The organism is Paracoccus sp. (in: a-proteobacteria), assembly GCF_030538655.1.
Classification (GTDB): Bacteria; Pseudomonadota; Alphaproteobacteria; order Rhodobacterales; family Rhodobacteraceae; genus Paracoccus.
In genome coordinates this window covers 251388-271658 of the sequence record NZ_JAUNTO010000001.1, presented here as the reverse complement: position 1 = coordinate 271658, position 20271 = coordinate 251388, and the positions used below count along the sequence as shown (strand labels likewise).

Annotated in this window: 28 protein-coding genes; 23 read left to right on the top strand and 5 right to left on the bottom strand. The window is 65.3% G+C overall.

The window, feature by feature from the left end; all coding sequences use genetic code 11:
• Positions 1-12: 12 nt before the first annotated feature.
• Genes Q4G22_RS01375 through Q4G22_RS01365 form a run of 3 tightly spaced genes read right to left on the bottom strand, consistent with a single transcriptional unit; the run spans position 13 to position 2148 of the window.
• The gene (locus Q4G22_RS01375; protein ID WP_303384096.1) at positions 13-933 is read right to left on the bottom strand and encodes a pseudouridine-5'-phosphate glycosidase; all 921 of its coding nucleotides are present in this window, start codon (positions 931-933) and stop codon (positions 13-15) included.
• Positions 930-1802 carry a PfkB family carbohydrate kinase gene (locus Q4G22_RS01370; RefSeq protein ID WP_303384095.1) on the bottom strand — a complete coding sequence of 291 codons (873 nt, stop codon included), beginning with the start codon at positions 1800-1802 and terminating at the stop codon, positions 930-932. The genes Q4G22_RS01375 and Q4G22_RS01370 overlap by 4 nt, the downstream gene beginning before the upstream one ends.
• On the bottom strand, positions 1795-2148 hold the full coding sequence (locus Q4G22_RS01365; protein ID WP_303384094.1) for a helix-turn-helix transcriptional regulator: 354 nt from the start codon (positions 2146-2148) through the stop codon (positions 1795-1797). The genes Q4G22_RS01370 and Q4G22_RS01365 overlap by 8 nt, the downstream gene beginning before the upstream one ends.
• 177 nt (positions 2149-2325) lie before the next feature.
• Here Q4G22_RS01365 and Q4G22_RS01360 point away from each other — a divergent pair, with 177 nt between their 5' ends.
• The 5 genes from Q4G22_RS01360 (at position 2326) to Q4G22_RS01340 (ending at position 5033) form a co-directional block, all read left to right on the top strand.
• The gene (locus Q4G22_RS01360) at positions 2326-2697 is read left to right on the top strand and encodes an AtpZ/AtpI family protein (protein WP_303362329.1); all 372 of its coding nucleotides are present in this window, start codon (positions 2326-2328) and stop codon (positions 2695-2697) included.
• A 41-nt stretch (positions 2698-2738) separates the two neighbouring features.
• Positions 2739-3446 carry a F0F1 ATP synthase subunit A gene (locus Q4G22_RS01355; protein WP_303362337.1) on the top strand — a complete coding sequence of 236 codons (708 nt, stop codon included), beginning with the start codon at positions 2739-2741 and terminating at the stop codon, positions 3444-3446.
• Between the two features lie 64 nt (positions 3447-3510).
• The gene (locus tag Q4G22_RS01350; RefSeq protein ID WP_090611015.1) at positions 3511-3747 is read left to right on the top strand and encodes a F0F1 ATP synthase subunit C; all 237 of its coding nucleotides are present in this window, start codon (positions 3511-3513) and stop codon (positions 3745-3747) included.
• A gap of 81 nt (positions 3748-3828) precedes the next feature.
• The gene (locus Q4G22_RS01345; protein ID WP_303384093.1) at positions 3829-4464 is read left to right on the top strand and encodes a F0F1 ATP synthase subunit B'; all 636 of its coding nucleotides are present in this window, start codon (positions 3829-3831) and stop codon (positions 4462-4464) included.
• Complete coding sequence (locus tag Q4G22_RS01340) at positions 4461-5033, top strand: F0F1 ATP synthase subunit B (RefSeq protein WP_303384092.1); 573 nt, start codon at positions 4461-4463, stop codon at positions 5031-5033. Before Q4G22_RS01345 ends, Q4G22_RS01340 begins: the two co-directional genes overlap by 4 nt.
• A 73-nt stretch (positions 5034-5106) precedes the next feature.
• Here the strand turns inward: Q4G22_RS01340 and Q4G22_RS01335 are convergent, their stop codons facing one another.
• Positions 5107-5871, bottom strand: a complete 765-nt coding sequence (locus tag Q4G22_RS01335) for a FadR/GntR family transcriptional regulator (RefSeq protein WP_303384091.1) — start codon at positions 5869-5871, stop codon at positions 5107-5109.
• Between the two features lie 132 nt (positions 5872-6003).
• On the bottom strand, positions 6004-6660 hold the full coding sequence (locus Q4G22_RS01330; protein WP_303384090.1) for an OmpA family protein: 657 nt from the start codon (positions 6658-6660) through the stop codon (positions 6004-6006).
• 192 nt (positions 6661-6852) lie between these two features.
• Between Q4G22_RS01330 and nth the strand changes: the two genes are divergently transcribed.
• From nth to Q4G22_RS01240, 18 genes are all read left to right on the top strand, one after another.
• Positions 6853-7515 (top strand): endonuclease III, encoded by a 663-nt coding sequence (gene nth, locus Q4G22_RS01325; RefSeq protein ID WP_303384167.1) that lies wholly within the window; start codon positions 6853-6855, stop codon positions 7513-7515.
• Complete coding sequence (locus Q4G22_RS01320; RefSeq protein ID WP_303384089.1) at positions 7512-8519, top strand: adenosine kinase; 1008 nt, start codon at positions 7512-7514, stop codon at positions 8517-8519. The genes nth and Q4G22_RS01320 overlap by 4 nt, the downstream gene beginning before the upstream one ends.
• Positions 8520-8682: 163 nt before the next feature.
• The gene (gene fabF / locus Q4G22_RS01315) at positions 8683-9942 is read left to right on the top strand and encodes a beta-ketoacyl-ACP synthase II (RefSeq protein WP_303384088.1); all 1260 of its coding nucleotides are present in this window, start codon (positions 8683-8685) and stop codon (positions 9940-9942) included.
• Complete coding sequence (gene mltG / locus Q4G22_RS01310) at positions 9942-11123, top strand: endolytic transglycosylase MltG (protein ID WP_303384166.1); 1182 nt, start codon at positions 9942-9944, stop codon at positions 11121-11123. The genes fabF and mltG overlap by 1 nt, the downstream gene beginning before the upstream one ends.
• A gap of 118 nt (positions 11124-11241) precedes the next feature.
• Complete coding sequence (locus Q4G22_RS01305; protein ID WP_303384087.1) at positions 11242-11685, top strand: hypothetical protein; 444 nt, start codon at positions 11242-11244, stop codon at positions 11683-11685.
• 378 nt (positions 11686-12063) lie between these two features.
• Positions 12064-12327 carry a hypothetical protein gene (locus Q4G22_RS01300; protein WP_303384086.1) on the top strand — a complete coding sequence of 88 codons (264 nt, stop codon included), beginning with the start codon at positions 12064-12066 and terminating at the stop codon, positions 12325-12327.
• Positions 12328-12676: 349 nt separating this feature from the next.
• Positions 12677-13042 carry a permease gene (locus Q4G22_RS01295; protein WP_303384085.1) on the top strand — a complete coding sequence of 122 codons (366 nt, stop codon included), beginning with the start codon at positions 12677-12679 and terminating at the stop codon, positions 13040-13042.
• Positions 13043-13076: 34 nt separating this feature from the next.
• Positions 13077-14339, top strand: coding sequence for a DNA-packaging protein (locus Q4G22_RS01290; RefSeq protein WP_303384165.1), 1263 nt, complete (start codon positions 13077-13079; stop codon positions 14337-14339).
• A gap of 204 nt (positions 14340-14543) precedes the next feature.
• The gene (locus Q4G22_RS01285) at positions 14544-15686 is read left to right on the top strand and encodes a phage portal protein (protein WP_303384084.1); all 1143 of its coding nucleotides are present in this window, start codon (positions 14544-14546) and stop codon (positions 15684-15686) included.
• Between the two features lie 4 nt (positions 15687-15690).
• A complete protein-coding gene (locus Q4G22_RS01280; protein ID WP_303384164.1) occupies positions 15691-15924 on the top strand; it encodes a hypothetical protein in 234 nt (77 codons plus the stop codon).
• Between the two features lie 2 nt (positions 15925-15926).
• Complete coding sequence (locus Q4G22_RS01275) at positions 15927-16457, top strand: HK97 family phage prohead protease (protein ID WP_303384083.1); 531 nt, start codon at positions 15927-15929, stop codon at positions 16455-16457.
• A 132-nt stretch (positions 16458-16589) separates the two neighbouring features.
• A complete protein-coding gene (locus tag Q4G22_RS01270) occupies positions 16590-17741 on the top strand; it encodes a phage major capsid protein (RefSeq protein ID WP_303384082.1) in 1152 nt (383 codons plus the stop codon).
• Between the two features lie 201 nt (positions 17742-17942).
• Positions 17943-18548 carry a head-tail connector protein gene (locus Q4G22_RS01265; RefSeq protein ID WP_303384081.1) on the top strand — a complete coding sequence of 202 codons (606 nt, stop codon included), beginning with the start codon at positions 17943-17945 and terminating at the stop codon, positions 18546-18548.
• Entirely contained in the window at positions 18548-18889 is a 342-nt protein-coding gene (locus Q4G22_RS01260; RefSeq protein WP_303384080.1) for a head-tail adaptor protein, read from the top strand. Before Q4G22_RS01265 ends, Q4G22_RS01260 begins: the two co-directional genes overlap by 1 nt.
• On the top strand, positions 18886-19305 hold the full coding sequence (locus Q4G22_RS01255; protein ID WP_303384079.1) for a DUF3168 domain-containing protein: 420 nt from the start codon (positions 18886-18888) through the stop codon (positions 19303-19305). The genes Q4G22_RS01260 and Q4G22_RS01255 overlap by 4 nt, the downstream gene beginning before the upstream one ends.
• Positions 19306-19315: 10 nt before the next feature.
• A complete protein-coding gene (locus Q4G22_RS01250; RefSeq protein ID WP_303361909.1) occupies positions 19316-19729 on the top strand; it encodes a phage major tail protein, TP901-1 family in 414 nt (137 codons plus the stop codon).
• On the top strand, positions 19729-20043 hold the full coding sequence (locus Q4G22_RS01245; protein WP_303384078.1) for a gene transfer agent family protein: 315 nt from the start codon (positions 19729-19731) through the stop codon (positions 20041-20043). The genes Q4G22_RS01250 and Q4G22_RS01245 overlap by 1 nt, the downstream gene beginning before the upstream one ends.
• Entirely contained in the window at positions 20040-20249 is a 210-nt protein-coding gene (locus tag Q4G22_RS01240) for a rcc01693 family protein (protein ID WP_303384077.1), read from the top strand. Before Q4G22_RS01245 ends, Q4G22_RS01240 begins: the two co-directional genes overlap by 4 nt.
• Positions 20250-20271: the final 22 nt, after the last annotated feature.

The window sequence follows — 20271 nt, the reverse complement described above, 5'->3', positions numbered from 1 at the left end:
CGGGCTTTGTGCTCAGGGCTGCCGCGCCATTTCCGCTGCAATCTCTGCCGCCAGCCGCGCATTGTTCAGCACCAGCGCGATGTTGGATTCCAGCGAGCGGCCGCCGGTCAGTTCAAAGATGCGTTGCAGCAAAAACGGCGTGACCGCCTTGGCGGTGATGCCCTGGGCGTCGGCATCGGCCAGGGCCTGTTCAACCACCGGAGTGATCTCGTCCAGCGGGATTTCGTCGGCCTGCGAGATCGGGTTCGCCACCAGTTGCCCGCCGGGCAGACCCAATGCGGCGCGCATATCGGCGGCGGCGGCGATGTCGGCGGCGCTGTCCATGCGCAGGGGCGCGGGCAGGCCGGACTGGCGCGACCAAAAGGCGGGCAGGTCGTCCTGGCCATAGGCGATCACCGGCACGCCCAGGGTTTCCAGCGTTTCCCATGTCTTGGGCAGGTCCAGAATCGCTTTGGCCCCCGCACAGACCACCGTCACCGGGGTCTGCGCCAGCTCATACAGGTCGGCGCTGATGTCAAAGCTGGTTTCAGCCCCACGATGCACGCCGCCGATGCCGCCCGTCGCAAAGACGCGGATTCCGGCCAGATGCGCGCCGATCATGGTGGCGGCAACGGTGGTCGCGCCGGTGCGGCCCTGTGCCAGACAGACGGGCATATCGGCGCGGCTGACCTTCATCGCCTGATCCTGCGGGGTCTGGGCGAGGCGTTCCAGTTCGTCATCGGTCAGGCCGATGTGGATATGACCGCTCATCACCGCGATAGTGGCGGGTTCGGCACCAGCCTGACGGATCGTGTCTTCGACCTTGCGGGCCATTTCAAGGTTCTGCGGATAGGGCATCCCATGGGTGATGATGGTCGATTCCAGCGCCACCACCGGGCGGCCAGAGTCCAGCGCGGCACGGACGGCGGGGGCGAATTTCAGCGGGGGGTTCATGGGACATCCTTTCCAGAGACATGGGCGGCGGCGGCCTGCGCGGCGCGTATCAGCGCCGTTTCGCGGTCGGACCCGTCGCGTTCGGCGGCGATATGGGCGGCCAGAAAACAATCACCCGCCCCGGTCACACGGGCGATGCGGACGGCGGGGGGCAGGGCGGTGATCGGGGCGGCATTGGCGGCGGCCTCGGCCACCAGCTCGCCGCCGTCGGTCACGATGACGCGGGGCGCGCCGCGTGCGACCACGGCGGCAGCGGCTGTGGCGGCATCGGCGCAGGGATGGCCGGCCAGCGTCTGTGCCTCGGCCCGGTTCAGGTAAAACGTGCCGCGCCGGGCGGCTATCAGCGGTTCCAGCCGCTCGGCCTTGCCGGGGCTGGCCGGGACGATGCGCAGATCGGCGCGGGCAAGGCGCGGGTCATGGGCGATCTGCGCCAGCAGCGCCTGTGTCAGATTGCCGTCCAGCACCACCGGGCCGGTCCAGCCCGGCAGCGCGCCGTCCAGCGGCGCAAGGATCGCATCGCCCGCCGCTTCGAGCGAGTGGGCGTCGGCGATGGCGGCGATCAGGCCGTGGGAATCCTCGATGGCCATATAGCAGTCGGTCGGCAGGTCGTCGCGCCGGGTCAGATGGTCGCAGATCACCCCCAGCCGGGCGGCCTGATCGGTCAGCGCCGCGCCTTCGGGATCGCGGCCCACGGCGGACAGAATCGCGGGCGCCATACCCCAGCGGGCCAGTGCGACGGCGACGTTCAGCGCCACGCCGCCCGGCACATGGGCGATGCGGCCCGGCACGTCCTGTCCGGCCTGCATCGCGCGCGGCGCGCGGCCGATCACGTCCCACAGCATCGCGCCGATACATAAGATGTCAGTCATCAGCTTCCCCAAGCTGAGCGGCCAGAAACCGCTCGAAATCGTCCAGATCCACCGGGTCGAACTGGCCAAAGCCCTGCATCCAGACCGAGGCCGCGCGCATCCCGTCCGGGTCCAGCTTGCACCATGTGATCCGGCCCCGGCGTTCCTGCACAATCAGCCCCGCCGCCGCAAGGGTGGCCAGATGTTTCGACACGGCGGCAAGGCTGATGCCGAACGGCTCGGCCACGTCGGACACGGCCATGTCGTCCTCTAGCAGCATGGCCAGCACCCGCCGCCGTGTCGGGTCGGCCAGCGCGGCAAAGATGGCGTCCAGCCGGGCGGGATTGGGGCGGTTCTGGTCGGTCACGGCGGGCCATGCTTAACTGCGGGGTTGAATATGGACCGGGCCGATGGGCAAAGTCCAGCCCCGGCCTGTTGGCGATGACATGAATAAAAACAGTCTGTTAGATCGTGACGGGGGTTGCTTGACTCGGGGGCGGGCAGCGCCTATCACCCCGGACAACCGATGACGGGGACATGAGCCATGGCCGATCAGCCGGACAGCGGGGCACAGCGGGCGCTTGACGCCGCGCGGCTGCGCGATCTGGAGCGACGGATTGCCGAACTGACCCCAAAGGATGAAGGGCCAAGCCCTTTGGCCGGGCATGACAAGGCGCATATCGCCTGGCGCATGGTGATCGAGCTGGTGTCGGGGCTGGGGATCGGCTTTGGCATCGGATACGGGTTGGACTATTGGCTGGGCACTACGCCCATCATGCTGATTGTCTTTATCTTTCTGGGCTTTGCGGCGGGCGTCAAAACCATGATGCTGACCGCGGGCGAACTGAACAGGCCGGAACCGCCCGGCGCAGATCAACGGGCCGGGCGCGAAACCGGCAAGGACGAGGGGAACTGAACGTGGCAGCAGGTAACGAGGGCGGTCTGGTCTTTCACCCGATGGATCAGTTCATCGTGAAACCCCTGTTCGGCGACGGGCCGGTTCACTGGTATACCGTTACCAATGCCACGCTGTGGATGTTCCTTGCCATCGTCGCGATCACGCTGCTGCTGGTCGTGGGCACCCGTGGCCGCGCCATCGTGCCGAACCGCACCCAGTCGATCGCCGAACTGGGCTATGGCATGGTTCACAAGATGATCGAGGATATTGCGGGCAAAGAGGGGCTGAAATTCTTCCCCTATATCATGACGCTGTTCATGTTCATCGTGTTTTCCAACATGCTGGGCCTGATCCCGCTGGCTTTCACCACCACGTCGCATATCGCGGTGACGGCGGTGCTGGCCGTGGCGGTGTTCGTGACCGTGACCATCGTCGGCTTTGTCAAAAATGGCGCGCATTTCCTTGAACTGTTCTGGGTGAAATCCGCGCCGCTGGCGCTGCGCCCGGTGCTGGCCGTGATCGAGGTTATCAGCTATTTCGTCCGCCCGCTGAGCCATTCCATTCGTCTGGCTGGCAACATGATCGCGGGCCACGCCGTTATCAAAGTGTTTGCAGGCTTTGCCGCCATCGCGCTGGTGTCGCCCCTGTCGGTGGTCGCCGTGACCGCGATGTATGGGTTCGAGGTGCTGGTGGGCTTTATCCAGGCCTATGTGTTCACCATCCTGACCTGCGTCTATCTGAAGGACGCGCTGCACCCGTCGCACTGACGGGCGCGGCCCCGCGCGGGTCATCCAACAGAATTCACAACTTCCAACCGCAAGGAGAAAAGACATGGAAGGCAATATCGGAGAGCTGGGTCAGTACATCGGCGTTGGTCTGACGGCCATCGGCATGGGCGGCGCCGCCATCGGTGTGGGCAACGTTGCTGGCAACTTCCTGGCGGGCGCGCTGCGCAATCCGTCGGCTGCCGCCGGTCAGACCGCGACGCTGTTCATCGGCATGGCCTTTGCCGAAGCTCTGGGGATCTTTTCGTTCCTCGTCGCGCTGCTGCTGATGTTTGCGGTCTGATCCTTTCCCATCCTTGCGGCGGGGTGGGGGCGCGGGTGCGTTCCCTCCCCTTCGTGACCTGATAGGCCAAGGGTGAGGATTATGATTAGCCTGTTACAGCAGACCGCGCCCGTCGTGGTCGAGGAAACGATCGAAATCATTACCGTCGAACCCGACGTGATCGGCGTGGCGGGTGATGTCGCACATCACGGCGCTGATGTGACCCACGAGGTTGCCAGCACGGGGTTGCCGCAGCTTGATGTATCGACCTTCCCGAACCAGATCTTCTGGTTGGTCATCACGCTGGGCGTGATCTATTGGATTCTGTCGCGCATCGCGCTGCCGCGCATCGCGGCGGTTCTGTCTGACCGGCAGGGTGCCATTACCGGCGATCTGATGGCCGCCGAGGAATTCAAGCGCAAGGCGCAAGAGGCCGAGGCCGCCTATGACAAGGCGCTGGCCGATGCCCGTGCCGAGGCGCAAAAGATCGTGGCCGCCAACCGGGCTGAAATTCAGGCCGAACTGGATGCCGCCATCGCCCATGCCGATGCGGAAATCGCCGCCCGTGCCTCGGAATCGGAACGTCGTATTGGCGAAATCCGTGCCTCGGCGGCGGCGGATGCCGAAACCGTGGCCCGCGACGTGACGGCCGACCTGCTGCGCGCCTTTGGCGGTGCGGCGGATCAGTCGGCCATTGATGCGGCGGTGGATCGTCGTCTGAAAGGGGCCGTGCAATGAACAAGCCGTTCACCATCCTTGCGGGTGTCGCCAGCGGTATGATCGCTGCTGGTCCGGCCATGGCGGCTTCCGGCCCGTTCTTCAGCCTGCACAACACCGATTTCATCGTGTTGCTGGCCTTTCTGCTGTTCGTGGGCATCCTTGTTTACTTCAAGGTGCCTGCGCTGATCGGCAACCTGCTGGACAAGCGGGCCGAGGGTATCCGCGCCGATCTGGACGAGGCACGTCGCCTGCGCGAAGAGGCGCAGGAGATTTACGCCAACTATGAACGCCGTCAGCGCGACGTGAAGGTTCAGGCCGACGAGATCGTGGCCAATGCCAAGCGCGAGGCGGAATTGCAGGCCGCCAAGGCCAAGGACGATCTGGCCAGCTCGATCGACCGCCGCCTGAAGGCTGCGCAAGATCAGATCGCCAGTGCCGAGGCGGACGCCGTTCGCGCCGTCCGTGATCGCGCGGCGGCTGCGGCGATTGCCGCCACGGGGGAACTGCTGGGTCAGCAGGTCGCCTCGGGCAGTCGTTCGGCCGGGATTGACGACGCCATCGCAGATGTGGCGCGCAAGCTGAACTGAGCTTTCAGCGAGGGACAAGATCAGACCCCGGCCTGCAAGGGCCGGGGTTTTTCGTTGCGGCCCCGGACAGCCACTATTCCGCGATATGGCGCAGCCGCAGCCGGGCGATGTCGGCATTGGCATCGCTGCGCGCCTGCGCCGCCAGCCGGGTCGAGACGAAATCCAGATGCACCACAATCGCCTGACGCGCGCGCGGCCCGTCGCGGTCTTGCAGCGCGGCGTTGATGGCGCGGTGCTGATCCAGCAGCGCGGCGCGGATGGCGGGATCGTCGAACAGGCGGGCGCGGTTATAGAACACCCCTTCGCGCAGCAGGTCATACATGGCGCGCATCATATGCAGGGCGATGATGTTGTGGCTGGCCTCGACGATGGCCATGTGGAACTGCACATCCAGCGCCGATTCCACCTGCGCGTCGTTTACCTGCCGGGCCTTTTCCATCTGCGCCAGCGTCGCCGCGATCACGCCCAGATCGGCGTCGCTGGCATGACGCGCGGCACGCTCGGCGGCCAGCCCCTCGATGTCTTTGCGGAAATCCAGATAGTCATAAGGCGCGCGTTCGTGGCGCGAGATCAGCCGCACCAGAGCGGGGGCAAAGGCCGATCCCAGAACCTCGGCCACATAGATGCCGGAACCGGGACGGCTGGTCAGCAGGCCCGCCTGTTGCAGATCGGCGATCGCTTCGCGCAAGGATGGTCGGCTGACGCCAAGGCTTTCGGACAGCTCGCGTTCTGCGGGCAGGCGTTCGCCGGGGCGCAGGATACCTTGCAGGATCAGCGATTCGATCTGGCTTTGGACAGCTTGCGACAGCTTTTGCGCTGGGATTTTCTGAAACGGCATGGCGGCCCCGCGTGGATTGGTCAGATTTTAGGACCAGTCGGGGGCCAAGTCCACCGCGCCAAGTGCTGGCGCGGGGCCTTGGATCCTGGGCAGGGCAGGAAGGGAGACCGGCTGCCCGGTCCCCGCTGTGGTTTACTGCGTCGGGCGGATCAGGATTTCGACACGGCGGTTCTGGGCGCGGCCCGCATCGGTCGCGTTCGAGGCGACGGGCTGGTTCGGGCCGACGCCGCGTGCGGTCAGACGAGCCTGGTTCACGCCAGCAGCGGCGAGGATGCCCGTGACCGATTGCGCGCGGCGCTGCGACAGGTCCATGTTCAGCGCCATCGAGCCGGTGCTGTCGGTATGGCCGATCACCTCGACCCGGCTGTTGGGGTATTGGTTCAGGTTGCGCGCAACGGCATAGAGGTCGCTTTGCGCCGGGCCAGAGACCGCCGCCGAATTGGTGGCGAACAGGATGCCTTCGGGCATGACGACTTGCAGATAGCTGCCGTGGTTGACGATCTGCACGTTCGGGTTGCTGATCTGCTGTTGCAGCGCCTGCGCCTGACGGTCAAGGATGTTGCCTGCCACCGCGCCCGCGGCCGCGCCGATAATCGCACCACGCGCGGCGTCGCGGCCACGGTTGTCGCCATCCTCGGTCGCGCCAATAACGGCGCCCAGCACGCCCCCGGCGATGGCGCCTTGTTGGGTGCGGCTCATACCGCCGATGGGCTGGCCGGTCTGGTCGGTGCAGGCGGCGATGGCCATTAGGCCGGCGGTGGCCATAAGCAGGCTGATACGGGTTTTCATCTGTGTTCCCTTCGTTGTGCCGCGGCGTGATGCCGGGGCGTGATTCCGTGGCACGAACAGGTGCCGGTGCCTTAACGCCGCGCAGCTTGGGCCGGTTCCGCGAAAGATTCCAGTCACATCGGCGTGGCGCGGTGCTTGCATCATCATGACGCAGCGGTCAAAAGGTGGGCTATGGCAAAAGCGGCGAACAAGATGGTCAGGACGGGGCGCATCCCCGAGGCACTGCCCTATCCGGTGCAGGTGGCGATTTTTTCGCGGCTGGCCAGCGCCACCCCCGAACCGCAGACGGAGCTGGAGTTCAGCAATCCCTTTACCCTGCTGGTGGCAGTGGCGCTGTCGGCGCAGGCGACCGATGCCGGGGTGAACAAGGCCACGCGCGGGCTGTTTGCCGCCGCCGATACCCCCGCCGCGATGCTGGCCCTGGGCGAAGACGGGATCATCGACCACATCAAGACCATCGGGCTGTTCCGGCAAAAGGCGCGCAACGTGATCGCCCTGTCGCGCATTCTGGCCGAGGATTACGGCGGCGAGGTGCCCGACAGCCGTGCCGCTTTGATGAGCCTGCCCGGCGTGGGCCGCAAGACGGCGAATGTGGTGCTGTCCTGCGCCTTTGGCTATCCGGCGCAGGCGGTGGATACGCATATTTTCCGCGTCGGCAACCGCACCCGGATCGCGCCGGGCCGCGATGTCGATGCGGTAGAGCGCGCCATCGAGGATAACGTGCCCGCGCGGTTTCAGGCTCATGCGCATCACTGGCTGATCCTGCATGGCCGCTATATCTGTCAGGCGCGGCGGCCGCGTTGTGGGATTTGCCCGATTGCCGACCTGTGCCCCTATGAGGACAAGACCGAATGACGACGCCTTATGTGATTGGCATTGGCAATGCCGTGATGGACGTGATCGCCTCGGCCACGGATGAGGGGCTGGCCAAGCTGGGGGTCGAAAAGGGCATCATGCAACTGACCGACCGGGCGCGGTCGGAATATCTGATGGCGGCGCAATCGGCGGATCAGGGTGCGGGCAAGGCGCGGCTGGTGCCGGGCGGCTCGGTGGCGAACACGCTGGCCGGGATCGGGATGCTGGGCTTGCGCACGGCGTTTATCGGGCGCGTGGCCGACGATGCGCTTGGCCTGTCTTATGCCGAACAGACCGAGGCGGGGGGGACGGTCTTCGTCAATCCGCCCGTTGGCGGCGATCAGTTGCCGACCAGTCGCAGCATCATCATGGTGACGCCGGATGGTGAGCGGTCGATGAACACTTACCTTGGGATTTCGGCGGAACTGGGGCCGGGTGACGTGAATCCGGCGGTGTTTCAGGGCGCGGGCTGGCTGTTCCTTGAGGGGTATCTGTTCGACAAAGCCCCCGGAAAGGCGGCGTTTCTGAAGGCCGCCGAGGCATGCCATGCGGCGGGCGGGCAGGCCGGGATCGCGCTGTCGGACCCGTTCTGCGTCGATCGCCACCGCGAGGATTTCCGCCGTCTGGTCGCCGGGCCGATGGATTATGTCATTGGAAACGTTCACGAATGGGAATCGCTGTATCAATGCGATCTGGACGCCGCGCTGGATCAGGCGGCGCGTGATTGCGGCCTGGTGATCTGCACCCGTTCCGGCGATGACGCGATCTTGATCCGCGCCGGTCAACGGGTGATGGCCCCGGTGCGCAGGGTGGTGCCGGTCGATGCCACGGGCGCGGGCGATCAGTTCGCCGCCGGGTTGATCTATGGGCTGGCTGTGGGTGCTCCGCTGGAGGTGGCGGGGCGGATGGGCTGTGTCGCGGCGGCCGAGGTGATCGGCCATCTGGGCGCGCGGCCACAGCGGGATTTGCGCGTGGATTTCCGCGCCGAGGGATTGGCGCCCTAAGGCGGGGGCCAGCCCCCGGACCCCCGGAATATTTGGAAACGAAAGACGCGGCTTAACGATCCTGAAAGGGCCTGTGGGCTATACGGGATTCGCGGCGGCGTTGCGTGGGCGGAACCGGGGGTGTATCAGGACGGGACATGAGAGCAGATCAAGGATAGTGCGAATGCGCAGGGTTGTTGTCACCGGACTGGGGATCGTGTGTCCGCTGGGGTCTGGCGTGGATGCGGTCTGGGAACGGCTGCTGGCCGGTCAGTCGGGCGCCGGGCCGATCACGCGGTTTGATGCGTCGGATGTGGTGACGAAATATGCCTGCGAGATTCCGTTCGGGGACGGCGCGGGCGAGTTCAACCCCGACGACTGGATGGAGGCCAAGGACCGGCGCAAGGTTGATGACTTTATCCTGTATGGCATGGCCGCGGCGACGCAGGCGGTGCAGGATTCGGGTTGGGTGCCTGCAAGCGATGAAGATCGGGAACGCACTGGTGTGATGATCGGCTCGGGGATCGGCGGGCTGACCTCGATTGCCGAAACGGCGGTGCTGATTAAAGAGCGCGGGCCAAAGCGGGTGTCGCCGTTCTTTATTCCTGGCGCGCTGATTAACCTGGTGTCGGGGCAGGTCAGCATCCGGTTCGGGTTCAAGGGGCCGAACCATGCGGTGGTGACGGCCTGTTCGACGGGTGCCCATGCGATTGGCGATGCGGCGCGGCTGATCGCGCTGGGTGATGCCGATGTGATGGTGGCGGGCGGGGCGGAATCGCCGATTTCCGAGATTGGCATTGCCGGGTTCAACGCCTGCAAGGCGCTGTCCACCAAGCGCGAGGATGACCCCAAGGCCGCATCGCGCCCGTGGGATACGGACCGCGACGGCTTTGTGATGGGCGAGGGTGCGGGCTGTGTTGTGCTGGAGGAATATGAGCACGCCAAGGCGCGCGGCGCCCGGATTTACGCCGAGGTGTTGGGTTATGGCCTGTCGGGTGATGCGTATCATATTACCGCCCCATCCGAGGATGGCGATGGCGGGTTCCGGGCGATGAAAAACGCGCTGCGGTCTGCCGGGCTTGGGCCTGAGGCGGTGGACTATATCAACGCGCATGGCACCAGCACCATGGCCGACACGATTGAACTGGGGGCGGTGGAACGGCTGCTGGGCGATCATGCCGGGAATGTGGTGATGTCGTCCACCAAGTCGAGCATCGGGCATTTGCTGGGCGCGGCGGGCGCGGTCGAGGCGATTTTCTGCATTCTGGCGATCCGTGACCAGATCGCGCCGCCGACGATTAATCTGGATAACCCGGCGGTTCAGGCGAAGGTCGATCTGGCCGCCAATGCCGCCGTGCGGCGCAAGATTGATGTGGCGCTGTCGAACAGCTTTGGCTTTGGCGGCACCAATGCCTGTCTGATCGTGGGGAAGGTTGACGCATGATCTGGCGGCACATCGCCTCGAATTTTCTGACGCTGATGGTGGTGGTGCTGGTGGCGGTGGCCGGGGCCATTGCCTGGGGCAAGCATCAGTTCAGCGGGCCGGGGCCAAGCGATGTCGCGCAATGTGTGCAGGTTGCGCCGGGGGCCAGCCTGAGCGCCGTTTCAGGGCAGTTGGCGGCGCAGGGGGCGATCAGCAACGCCTATATCTTTCGCGCCGGGGCCGATTATGAGGGCAAGGCCGGTGATTTGAAGTTCGGCAGCTATCTGGTGCCGCCGCAGGCCAGTATGCAGGACATTTTAGGTGTGATTACCGCGGGCGGCCCCAGCACTTGTGGCACCGAGGTGATCTTTCGTGTCGGTGTGCGGGGCAACACGGTGGTGCTGCGCGATCTGAATCCGGCGACGGGCGCCTATGAGGATATGGCGCGCTATGATCCGGCGAGCGAGCAGCCTCCGGCCGAGATTCTGGCGGCCGAGGATGCTGCCGATGCGCGGTTGCGTATCGCGGTGGCCGAGGGCACGACCGCCTGGCAAGTGGCCGAGGGGCTGAAGGCGGCGCGGTTCATGTCGGGCGAGGTGGGCGCGGTTCCGGCTGAAGGGTCTCTGGCGCCGGATACCTATGAGGTGCAGAAGGGGGCTGACCGCGCGGCCTTGCTGGCCGAAATGGGACGGCGGCAAGCGGTGATTCTGGCGGCGGCATGGGAATCGCGGCCCTTTGGTCTGCCCTATGATTCGCCCGAGGAGGCGCTGATTATGGCCTCGATCGTTGAAAAGGAAACCGGGGTGGCGGACGAGCGCCCGCAGGTCGCCAGCGTGTTCGTGAACCGGCTGAATACCGGGATGCGGCTGCAAACCGACCCGACGGTGATCTATGGGGTGACGAACGGGCGTGAGGTGCTGAACCGGGGGCTGCGGCGGTCGGAACTGAATGCGCGGACGGCCTATAACACCTATCAGATCGACGGTTTGCCGCCGACTCCGATTGCTAACCCCGGACGGGCGGCGATTCAGGCGGCGCTGAATCCGGCGGATACCGACTATGTGTTCTTTGTGGCGGATGGCACCGGCGGGCACGCTTTCGCGCGCACCTTGGATGAGCATAACGCCAATGTCGCCCGCTGGCGCGAGATCGAGCGGCAGCAGGGTCTGCCCACCGATACGCCAGTGCAGGACGGCGGCTGAGCAAGCGCCTGAAGGTGCGTATCTGGGCAAACAGGAAGCCGGTTTTCGGGAACTTTGGCGGGCGTTTCTTCGTTTCGATTTGGGCCGCATTGGGTGGTTCTGAAACTGGGGATGTAAGATGAAACTGTCCGAGCTTTTTGCGAACCTGTCGCGTGGCGCGCAGGATTTCGAGGCGCGCATCGAGAAATGGCAGGAAGATTTCAAGGGCCGTCAGGATGAGCTGATGGCCAGCGCCCGCAAATGGCGCGAATCGGCAGAGACGCGGCAGAAGGATCTGGACGCGCAGATCTCGGGCTATTTCGACGAGGCCAGCGAGCAGGTGAAAGCGCAATGGGCCGAGGCCAAGGAAGGCTGGGATTCCGAAGTGGCCAAGGTCCGCGCCAAAGGGGCCGAGATGCGCGCCAAGGCGGCGCAGATGCAGGCCGAGGATATGGCCGACTGGGCCGAAGCCTATGCGGCGAATATGGTCGCCTTTGCGCAGCAGGTGCAGGACGAAGCGGCGGATGCCGTTGCGGCGGCGGCTGAGGCGCGGGCGAAGGCGGCCAGCAGCAAAGAAGCTTGATGTGGCATTTCAGCGGCGGGCGCGGTCGGTCGCCTGCCGCAATGGCGGTCGTCTGTTCGGCCGGGGGTTGCGCATGACATCGGCAAGTAAAACGCCGCCGGTGACAAGGCCGCGCATGGTCAGTTTGGGGGCGCGGTATCCTCTGCTTCGAGCAGCCATGTTGAGGGTTTTGGCCAAGAGGTTGCGCAGGTTTGGCCTGCGCAGCATCAGGGCTGAAAGAACGGCGCAGAACCGGGCGGTGCCGGGGCCGGACGCCAGATATTTATAGGTGCAGGTAAAGGCGCCGTTGCGCTCTGGGGTGGTAGTCGTGTGCCCGGATCGTTCTGCATCCGCTGAACGATCATGTCGATCAGTGCATATTTGCTGAGGAAATGATGGGTGAAGCCGCTTTTGGTGATACCCGCCGCCTTGGGCGACGGCCTGAAGGGCGGTATGCAGTTGCGGGGACTGTTTGCGGTGCGTGTGGGGCCGGTCTGGGTCAGCAGATTTATTACCGAAATGCCCGAAACGCTGGAGCCGATTCTGGCCATAGCCCAGCTGTCGATGACACATCGGAACACCAAGACGCTGATGCGCGTGGGCGGCGCTGAGGGGGGCGAGAAAGGCCGGACCCATGCGGCAGGTCGGAAATGGGATGACTGATTCCTGCCGGTGCGAGATTTGGCGCACAATTTTAGGGTGCTCTGTTGCGCTGCGGCGCTGTTGCATGGTGGCGCGCGGTCAAGGTGTTGCGCAAATTAAGACATTGTTTTTGCGTATAAATGCGGCGTTAAGTTTGATTGACATGCGGTTCACCTTGACTCGGCGAACGCCCTAAGGTAGAAACCTCACATGCTGGGAGAAGTGGGCAAGCGGCACGGGGCAACCCGTTGGCCGCTTTTTTCATTTCTCGCTCGTGCGGACAGAACACGAGGCGGGGCAGTGATTCATGGACGATCAGGGGTTTGTCGCCACCGGGAAACCGGCGGCGCTGGATGCCGCATCGCGGGCGATGCGGGACGATGGTGTTCTGGCCGCACTGGAGCGGGTTGCCAGGAGTGAAAAGGAACAGGGGCTGGATGCGGTTGATTTCGTGACCCGCCTTTTGTGGAGCTATGTCAGCGATTTGGAAAAACGCTGGCAGGATATGGAACTGGCCGGAGAGGCCGGACCAACCAAAGATGCGTTGAAAAATGCCGTTGCAGCGGTGCGTGACGTTCGAGAGGCGTCGCAGCTGGTCATGCAGGAAAGGGGGAAAGTTGACAAACTTCGCAAGGACATTGCCGGAGCAGTCGGGGGCGGCGCCCTTGACCTTGACGCGGCACGAGACGAGATCGGGCGCCGCCTGGCTTGCCTGCGCCGAGCCGGAGGAGGTTGACGAATTCCTGAACGGGCTGAGCGAGAACGCCCTGATGGCGTTGCCGTGGCTGTTCGAGTTTTGGGCTTTGCCGCATCAATTGCCGCCCGAGGGTGACTGGAAGTCTTGGGTGATCATGGGCGGGCGTGGTGCGGGGAAAACTCGGGCCGGGTCGGAATGGGTGCGGCGGATGGTCGAAGGGCCGACGGCGGCGGCGCCGGGGCAGTGTCATCGGGTTGCGCTGGTCGGCGAGACCTTCGATCAGGCGCGCGAAGTGATGGTGATGGGCGAGTCGGGGATTCTGGCCTGCTCGCCCCCCGACCGGCGGCCTGTGTGGGAGGCTGGGCGGCGGCGGCTGGTCTGGGCCAATGGCGCGACGGCGACGGTTTATTCGGCGCATGAACCCGAGGCCCTGCGCGGGCCGCAGTTCGACGCGGCCTGGGTGGATGAGCTGGCCAAGTGGAAAAAGGCGGAAGACACCTGGGACATGCTGCAATTCGCGCTGCGTCTGGGTGAGCATCCGCAACAGGTGATTACCACGACGCCGCGCAATGTTGGCGTGCTGAAGCGCATTCTGGGCAATGCCAGCACGGTCACGACCCATGCGCCGACGGATGCGAACAGGGCCTATCTGGCCGAGAGCTTTCTGGCCGAGGTCGAGGCGCGCTATGGCGGGACACGACTGGGGCGGCAGGAGCTGGACGGCGTTTTGCTGGATGACGTCGAGGGCGCGCTGTGGACGACGGCGATGCTGGAAGGGTGCCGGATTGATGCGGCACCGCGGCTGGATCGCGTCGTTGTGGCGGTGGACCCGGCGGTGACGGCGGGGCGGGCGAGTGACGAATGCGGGATCGTGGTTGCCGGGGTGATCAGCGATGGTGGGCCGGGTGAGTGGCGCGCGGTCGTGCTGGAGGATGCCAGCGTTCGGGGCAGCCCGGTGGATTGGGCCAAGGCGGCGATTGCGGCGATGGACCGGCACGGGGCGGAACGGCTGGTCGCCGAGGTCAATCAGGGCGGTGATCTGGTTGAGCAGGTGATCCGGCAGGTTGATCCTTTGGTGCCATTCCGTGCTTTGCGCGCGACGCGCGGGAAGGGTTTGCGGGCCGAGCCTGTGGCGGCGCTGTATGAGCAGGGGCGCATCAAGCATCTGCGGTCGGGTCGGCTGGGTCAGCTTGAGGATCAAATGTGCCAGATGACGGTGCGCGGCTGGGAAGGGCGAGGCTCGCCCGACCGGCTGGATGCGATGGTCTGGGCGATCCACGAGCTGATGATCGAGCCGGCGGCGCGGTATCGGCGACCGCAGATGCGGATGTTGTGAGGGATGCCGGGGGTCGCCCCCGCGCACCCGGTCAGGGGATGAAAACCCCTGACAGCCCCCGAGGATATTGGGGCAAGCAAGAAGTCGTGGGGCTGCCTTTCGGGGTGGCCCCTTTTTCGTGGCGGGCTGTCGGAGGCGAGGATGGCGTTTGGTTTGTTTGCGCGGGGCGGGAAGGCGGCTGTTGCCGCGCCCGAAGCCCCCGCGATGGAAAGAAAGGCGAGCGCGACCGGCCGGGTGGTGGCGATGGCTGCCGGGTCGGGTCGGGTGGTGTGGTCGGCGCGGGATACGGGGTCGCTGACGCGGGCGGGGTTTGTCGGCAACCCTGTCGGGTTTCGCTGTGTCAAGATGATCGCCGAGGCGGCGGCGGCGGTGCCGCTGATCTGCGAAGATCGGGACTGCCGCTATGACGCGCATCCGGTGATGGATCTGCTGCGGCGGCCCAATCCGGGGCAGGGCCGGGCCGAGTTGTTCGAGGCTTTGTTCGGGCAGATTTTGCTGTCGGGCGACGGGTATCTGGAAGCGGTTGGCGTGACGGCGGACCGGGTGCCGGAAGAACTGCATGTGCTGCGTTCGGACCGCATGAACGTGGTTCCGGGGGCGGATGGCTGGCCGGTGGCGTATGATTACGCGGTTGGCGGGCGCAAGCATCGGTTCGATATGACCGGCAGCCCTGATCCGATTTGCCATATCAAGGCGTTTCATCCGCAGGATGACCACTATGGTTTGTCGCCGATGCAGGCGGCGGCGGTGGCGCTGGATGTGCATAACAGTGCGTCAAGCTGGTCGAAGGCGTTGCTGGATAATGCGGCGCGGCCCTCGGGCGCGTTTGTGTATCGCGGGGTCGATGGGCACGGCAGCCTGTCGCCCGAGCAATACGACCGGCTGGTGATGGAGATGGAGCTGAACCATCAGGGCGCGCGCAATGCCGGGCGGCCGATGCTGCTGGAAGGCGGGCTGGACTGGCGGCCGATGGGGTTTTCGCCCAGCGATATGGAGTTCCACGAGACCAAGAAGGCTGCGGCGCGGGAAATCGCGCAGGCCTTTGGCGTGCCGCCGATGCTGATCGGGATACCCGGCGATGCGACCTATGCCAATTATGCCGAGGCGCATCGGGCGTTTTACCGGCTGACGGTTCTGCCTTTGGCGACGCGGGTGGCGGCGGGGGTCGCGTGGTGGCTGTCCGAGCATCTGGGCCATGAGATCGAGCTGCGGCCCGACCCCGATCAGATTCCGGCGCTGGCGGCCGAGCGGGATCAGCAATGGGCGCGGATTTCCGGTGCCTCGTTCCTGACGGATGCGGAGAAGCGGGCCTTGCTGGGCCTGGCGCCGCTGGAAAGCGATGGGTGAGGCGATGGAGGGATCGCGTTTCGTCAAAGACGCCTTTGGCTGGCACGACCAGCGGTTCGAGGCGCAGGAGCGGATCATGGCCTTGCAATTCGGCACGGTCGAGAAACGGCTGGAGCGGATCGAGACCCTGATCGAACGGCTGGAAAAGCGGCTTTGGGTCACGGTTTACGGCGTTGTCGCCGTGATCCTGACCCAAGGCGTGCAGAGCATTCTGAATTTTGCGCCGAAGGGGTTTTGAGGATGGATCTGGGGCTTGAGCTGAAATTCGCGGGCGGCGCGCCCGTTCTGACCGAAGGATCGGTGATCGAGGGCTATGCCAGCCTGTTCGGCTTGACCGATCAGGGCGGCGATGCGGTGGCGCGGGGGGCCTTTGCGGCGTCCTTGGCGCGGCTGGCGGCCAAGGGCGACAAGGTGCGGATGCTGTGGCAGCATGACCCCGCCAAGCCCATCGGCGTCTGGGACGAGATCCGCGAGGATGACAAGGGGCTGTGGGTCAAGGGGCGTCTGCTGCCCGATGTGGCGCTGGCCCGCGAGGCGGCGGCGCTGATCGCGGCGGGGGCGATTGACGGGCTGTCGATCGGCTATCGCACCATCCGCGCGGAACGGGATCAAGCCGGGCGTCGTAGCCTGAAAGAAGTCGAATTGTGGGAGGTGTCGCTGGTGACCTTCCCGATGCTGCCCGAGGCGAAGGTCGGCCGCAAAGATGCGGATGATCTGCGCGAGATGGCGGCGGTGTTTGCGCAGGCGGCAGAGGCTTTGCGCGGCGCGTGACCAGCGACGGACGGGCCGGGCAGGATCAGGGTGGCAGCCCGACTGTCCGGCCGGATGACGAATTCGGGGCGTGTGACCGCGCGCCCCGTGACGTGGGGCGCGAGGCCCCGACCTTGCGATGAGGAGAAGTCGATGACCGAGGTGAAAGCCGCGGCCGGGGGCGATGCGCCCGGCGAACTGAAGGGGGCCGTTCTGGGGTTTGTGAACGAACTCAAGAACTTTCGTGAAGATGTTGAAAAGAAACTGCAAGCACAGGACGAACGCATGACCATGCTGGACCGCAAGACCGCTTTCCGGGGCCGCGCCCCTCTGTCCACCCAGGCCGAGGTGGACGTGCCGCATCAAAAGGCGTTCAACGCCTATCTGCGCAACGGCGATGATGCCGCGCTGCGCGGCCTGCCTGTTGAGGAAAAGGGCCTGACCGTTGCATCCGACGGCGGCTTTCTGGCCGCTCCGCAGGTGGCCGAGCAAGTGCAGGTCGTGCTGACCGGCGCGACATCGCTGCGCAAGCTGGCCAATGTCGTCACCGTTGAAAGCGCCACCTATGAGGTGCTGGTGGACAAGGCCGATACCAGCGCGGGCTGGGCGACCGAGACCACAGCCCCCGAAGCGCAATCGCCGGGTGTGGATCGCGTGGTGATCCCGGTGCACGAACTGTCGGCTATGCCCAAGGCCAGCCAGCGCCTGCTGGATGATGCGGCCTTTGACGTGGAAGGCTGGCTGGCGGAACGCATCGCCGACAAGTTTGCCCGTGCAGAAGCCGCCGCGTTCATCAACGGCGATGGTCAGGACAAGCCGCGCGGCCTGCTGTCCTATCCCACTGCCGGTGTTGGCGAGGAAGCCGAAGGTCAGATTGGCACCGTGTCCACAGATGAACTGGGCATTATGGCTGCGGATGACCTGATCGGGCTGGTTTACGCGCTGGGTGCGGAATATCGCGCGAATGCGGCCTTTGTGATGAACTCGAAAACCGCCGCCATAATCCGCAAGATGAAGGATGGCGAGGGTCGCTATATCTGGACCGATCAGTTCGCGGCTGGTCAACCCGCGCTGTTGCTGGGCTATCCGGTGATGATTTCCGAGGATATGCCGGATGTCGCCACCAAGGCCAACGCATTGGCCTTTGGCGATTTCCGTGCCGCCTATACCGTGGTCGAGCGCCCCGACCTGCGCGTTCTGCGCGATCCGTTCAGCGCCAAGCCGCATGTTCTGTTCTATGCCACTAAACGTGTCGGTGGCGGTGTCACCGATTTCCGGGCCGTGAAGCTGCTGCAAATCGCCTGATCCGGTTCGGGTCCGGGGAGACAGAGGGCTGCGCAAAGCGCGACGGGCTGACCAGCTGCATACTGTCCGCGCGTGCCAGAGGCCGGCGCGCGGGCGTGGCCCTCTGTTTCTGATGTATGAAGGTGCGGGCCGTCCGATGGGGCGGCCCTTTTTTATCTGGATGACGGATAAGGCGGACGGCAGGACGGGAGGTTCGGAAAAGTGATGCTGATCGAGGAAACGGCGCCTGCGGCGGAGGTATTGCCCGTCGCCGCATTGCGCGACCATTTGCGGCTGGGATCAGGGTTTGATCTGGCCGAGGATGCGGCAGAGACGGCGGCGCTGGCGGGCTTTCTGCGCGCGGCCATTGCCACAATCGAGGCGCGGACCGGCAAGGTATTGTTGACCCGGCGCTTTAGAATGCAGGTGAACGACTGGCGCGACCGGCTGGGGCAGACGCTGCCTTTGGCGCCTGTGCTGGCGGTTGAGCGGATCGAGATCAACGACGGGCGCGGGATTGCCACGGAATTGCCGCCCGAAAGCTGGCGTCTGTTGCAGGACCAGCAGCGACCGATGATTCTGCCCGCCGGGGTCATGCTGCCGCATGTGCCGCGCGCGGGGTTCGTGACGGTGCAGTTCGTGGCCGGCTTTGGCGAGACATGGGATCGCGTTCCCGCCGATCTGGCGCAGGCAGTTCTGATGCTGGCGGCGCGATATTACGAGGATCGCAGCTTTGAAGGGTCGCGCGGGGCAATGCCCTTTGGCGTCAGTGCGCTGATCGAGAAGTGGCGCCAGGTGCGGACCCTTGCCGGGCGAGGGGCGCGTTGATGGCGGCGATACCAAGGTTGACGGTGCCGCTGGTTCTGGAGGCGCGCGACAAGCGGCCTGACGGCATGGGCGGCTTTGTTCTGGAGTGGCGGGTTTTGGGCCGTGTCTGGGCCGAGATGAAGTCGGGTGCCGGTGCGGCAGCGCGTGACGAGATCGGTCCGGTCGCGAAGGTTGGCTGGCGGATCACGCTGCGCGGTGCTGGTGTCGGCGACCCCCGCCGTCCGGCGGCGGGGCAGCGGTTGCGGATGGGGCAGCGGCTATTCGCCATTCAGGCGGTGGCAGAGCGTGACATGCAGGGACGCTGGCTGACCTGCTTTGCGACAGAGGAAGATCAGACATGAGCTATGCTGCGGCTATCGCGCTGCAAGGCGCGGTTTATCAGCATTTGCGCCTTGATCCGGCTTTGGCCGGTCTGGTGGGCGATGCGATTTATGATGCGATGCCAATCGAGGCACCGGCGGGCACCTATGTCGCGCTTGGCCCCGAGGATGTGGCGGATGCGGGCGATTACACCGCCCGCGGATCGCGCCATGATTTTGTGGTTTCGGTTCTGACAGGCGCGGATGAGGGTGGCGGGTTTCGCACCGTCAAGGCCGCTGCCGCCGCAGTTTCAGATGCGCTGGAGCGCGGCGATCTGCGGCTGGATCAGGGCCATCTGGCAGGGCTGTGGTTCCTGCGCGCACGCGCGCGTCGGGATCGCAAAGGAGCGGCGCGGCGGGTTGATATGACCTTCCGCGCCCGGATTGATCTGGGCTGAGGAGACAGTGATGGCAGTGCAGAATGGGCGCGATCTGCTGATAAAGATGGATATGACGGGCGATGGCTCGTTCCAGACGATTGCGGGGCTGCGCGCCTCGCGGTTGAATTTCAACGCCGAAACAGTGGATGTCACCAGCCTGGAAAGCGAAGGCGGCTGGCGCGAATTGCTGGGCGGCGCGGGTGTGCGCAGTGCCAGCGTGTCCGGTTCGGGCGTGTTCCGCGATGCGGCGACCGACGGGCGTGCGCGGCAGATCTTTTTCGACGGCGAGGTGCCGCGGTTTCAGGTGGTGATCCCGGATTTCGGTATCGTCGAGGGACCGTTTCAGATCACCAGCCTGGAATATTCCGGCAGCTACAACGGCGAGGCGACCTATGAGGTCAGCATGGCCTCGGCCGGGGTGCTGGAATTTACGGCGCTGTGATGGCCAATCCGATGGCGGGAGAGGTCGATGTCGTGCTGAACGGCGAGGTTCTGACGGCCAGGCTGACGTTGGGTGCACTGGCCGAACTGGAACAGGACCTAAAGGCCGAAAGCCTGCTGGTCCTGGTCGAGCGATTCGAGCAGGGCCGGTTTTCGGCGCGCGATGTTCTGGCCGTTCTGGCGGCTGGTCTGCGGGGCGGTGGTTGGCGCGGGCGCGTCGATGATCTGCTGGCGGCGGACATCGGTGGTGGCCCGCTGGCTGCTGCACGTCTGGCGGCGGCCTTGCTGGCGCATGCGTTCCGGTTGCCGGAATGAGCAGCGCGCGCCCAAAGGGGCTGGATTGGCCGGGGCTGATGCGCGCGGGCATCCGGGGGTTGGGGCTGCGTCCGGCTGAATTCTGGGCGCTGACCCCGGCTGAACTGGCATTGATGCTGGGCGTCGAACGCGGCGCGGGCCATATGACGCGCGACCGGCTGGCAGAGCTGGCCGCGCGCTTTCCCGACCAGCCCACGGGGGGCTGAGGGATCATTCATTTCAGGGGGC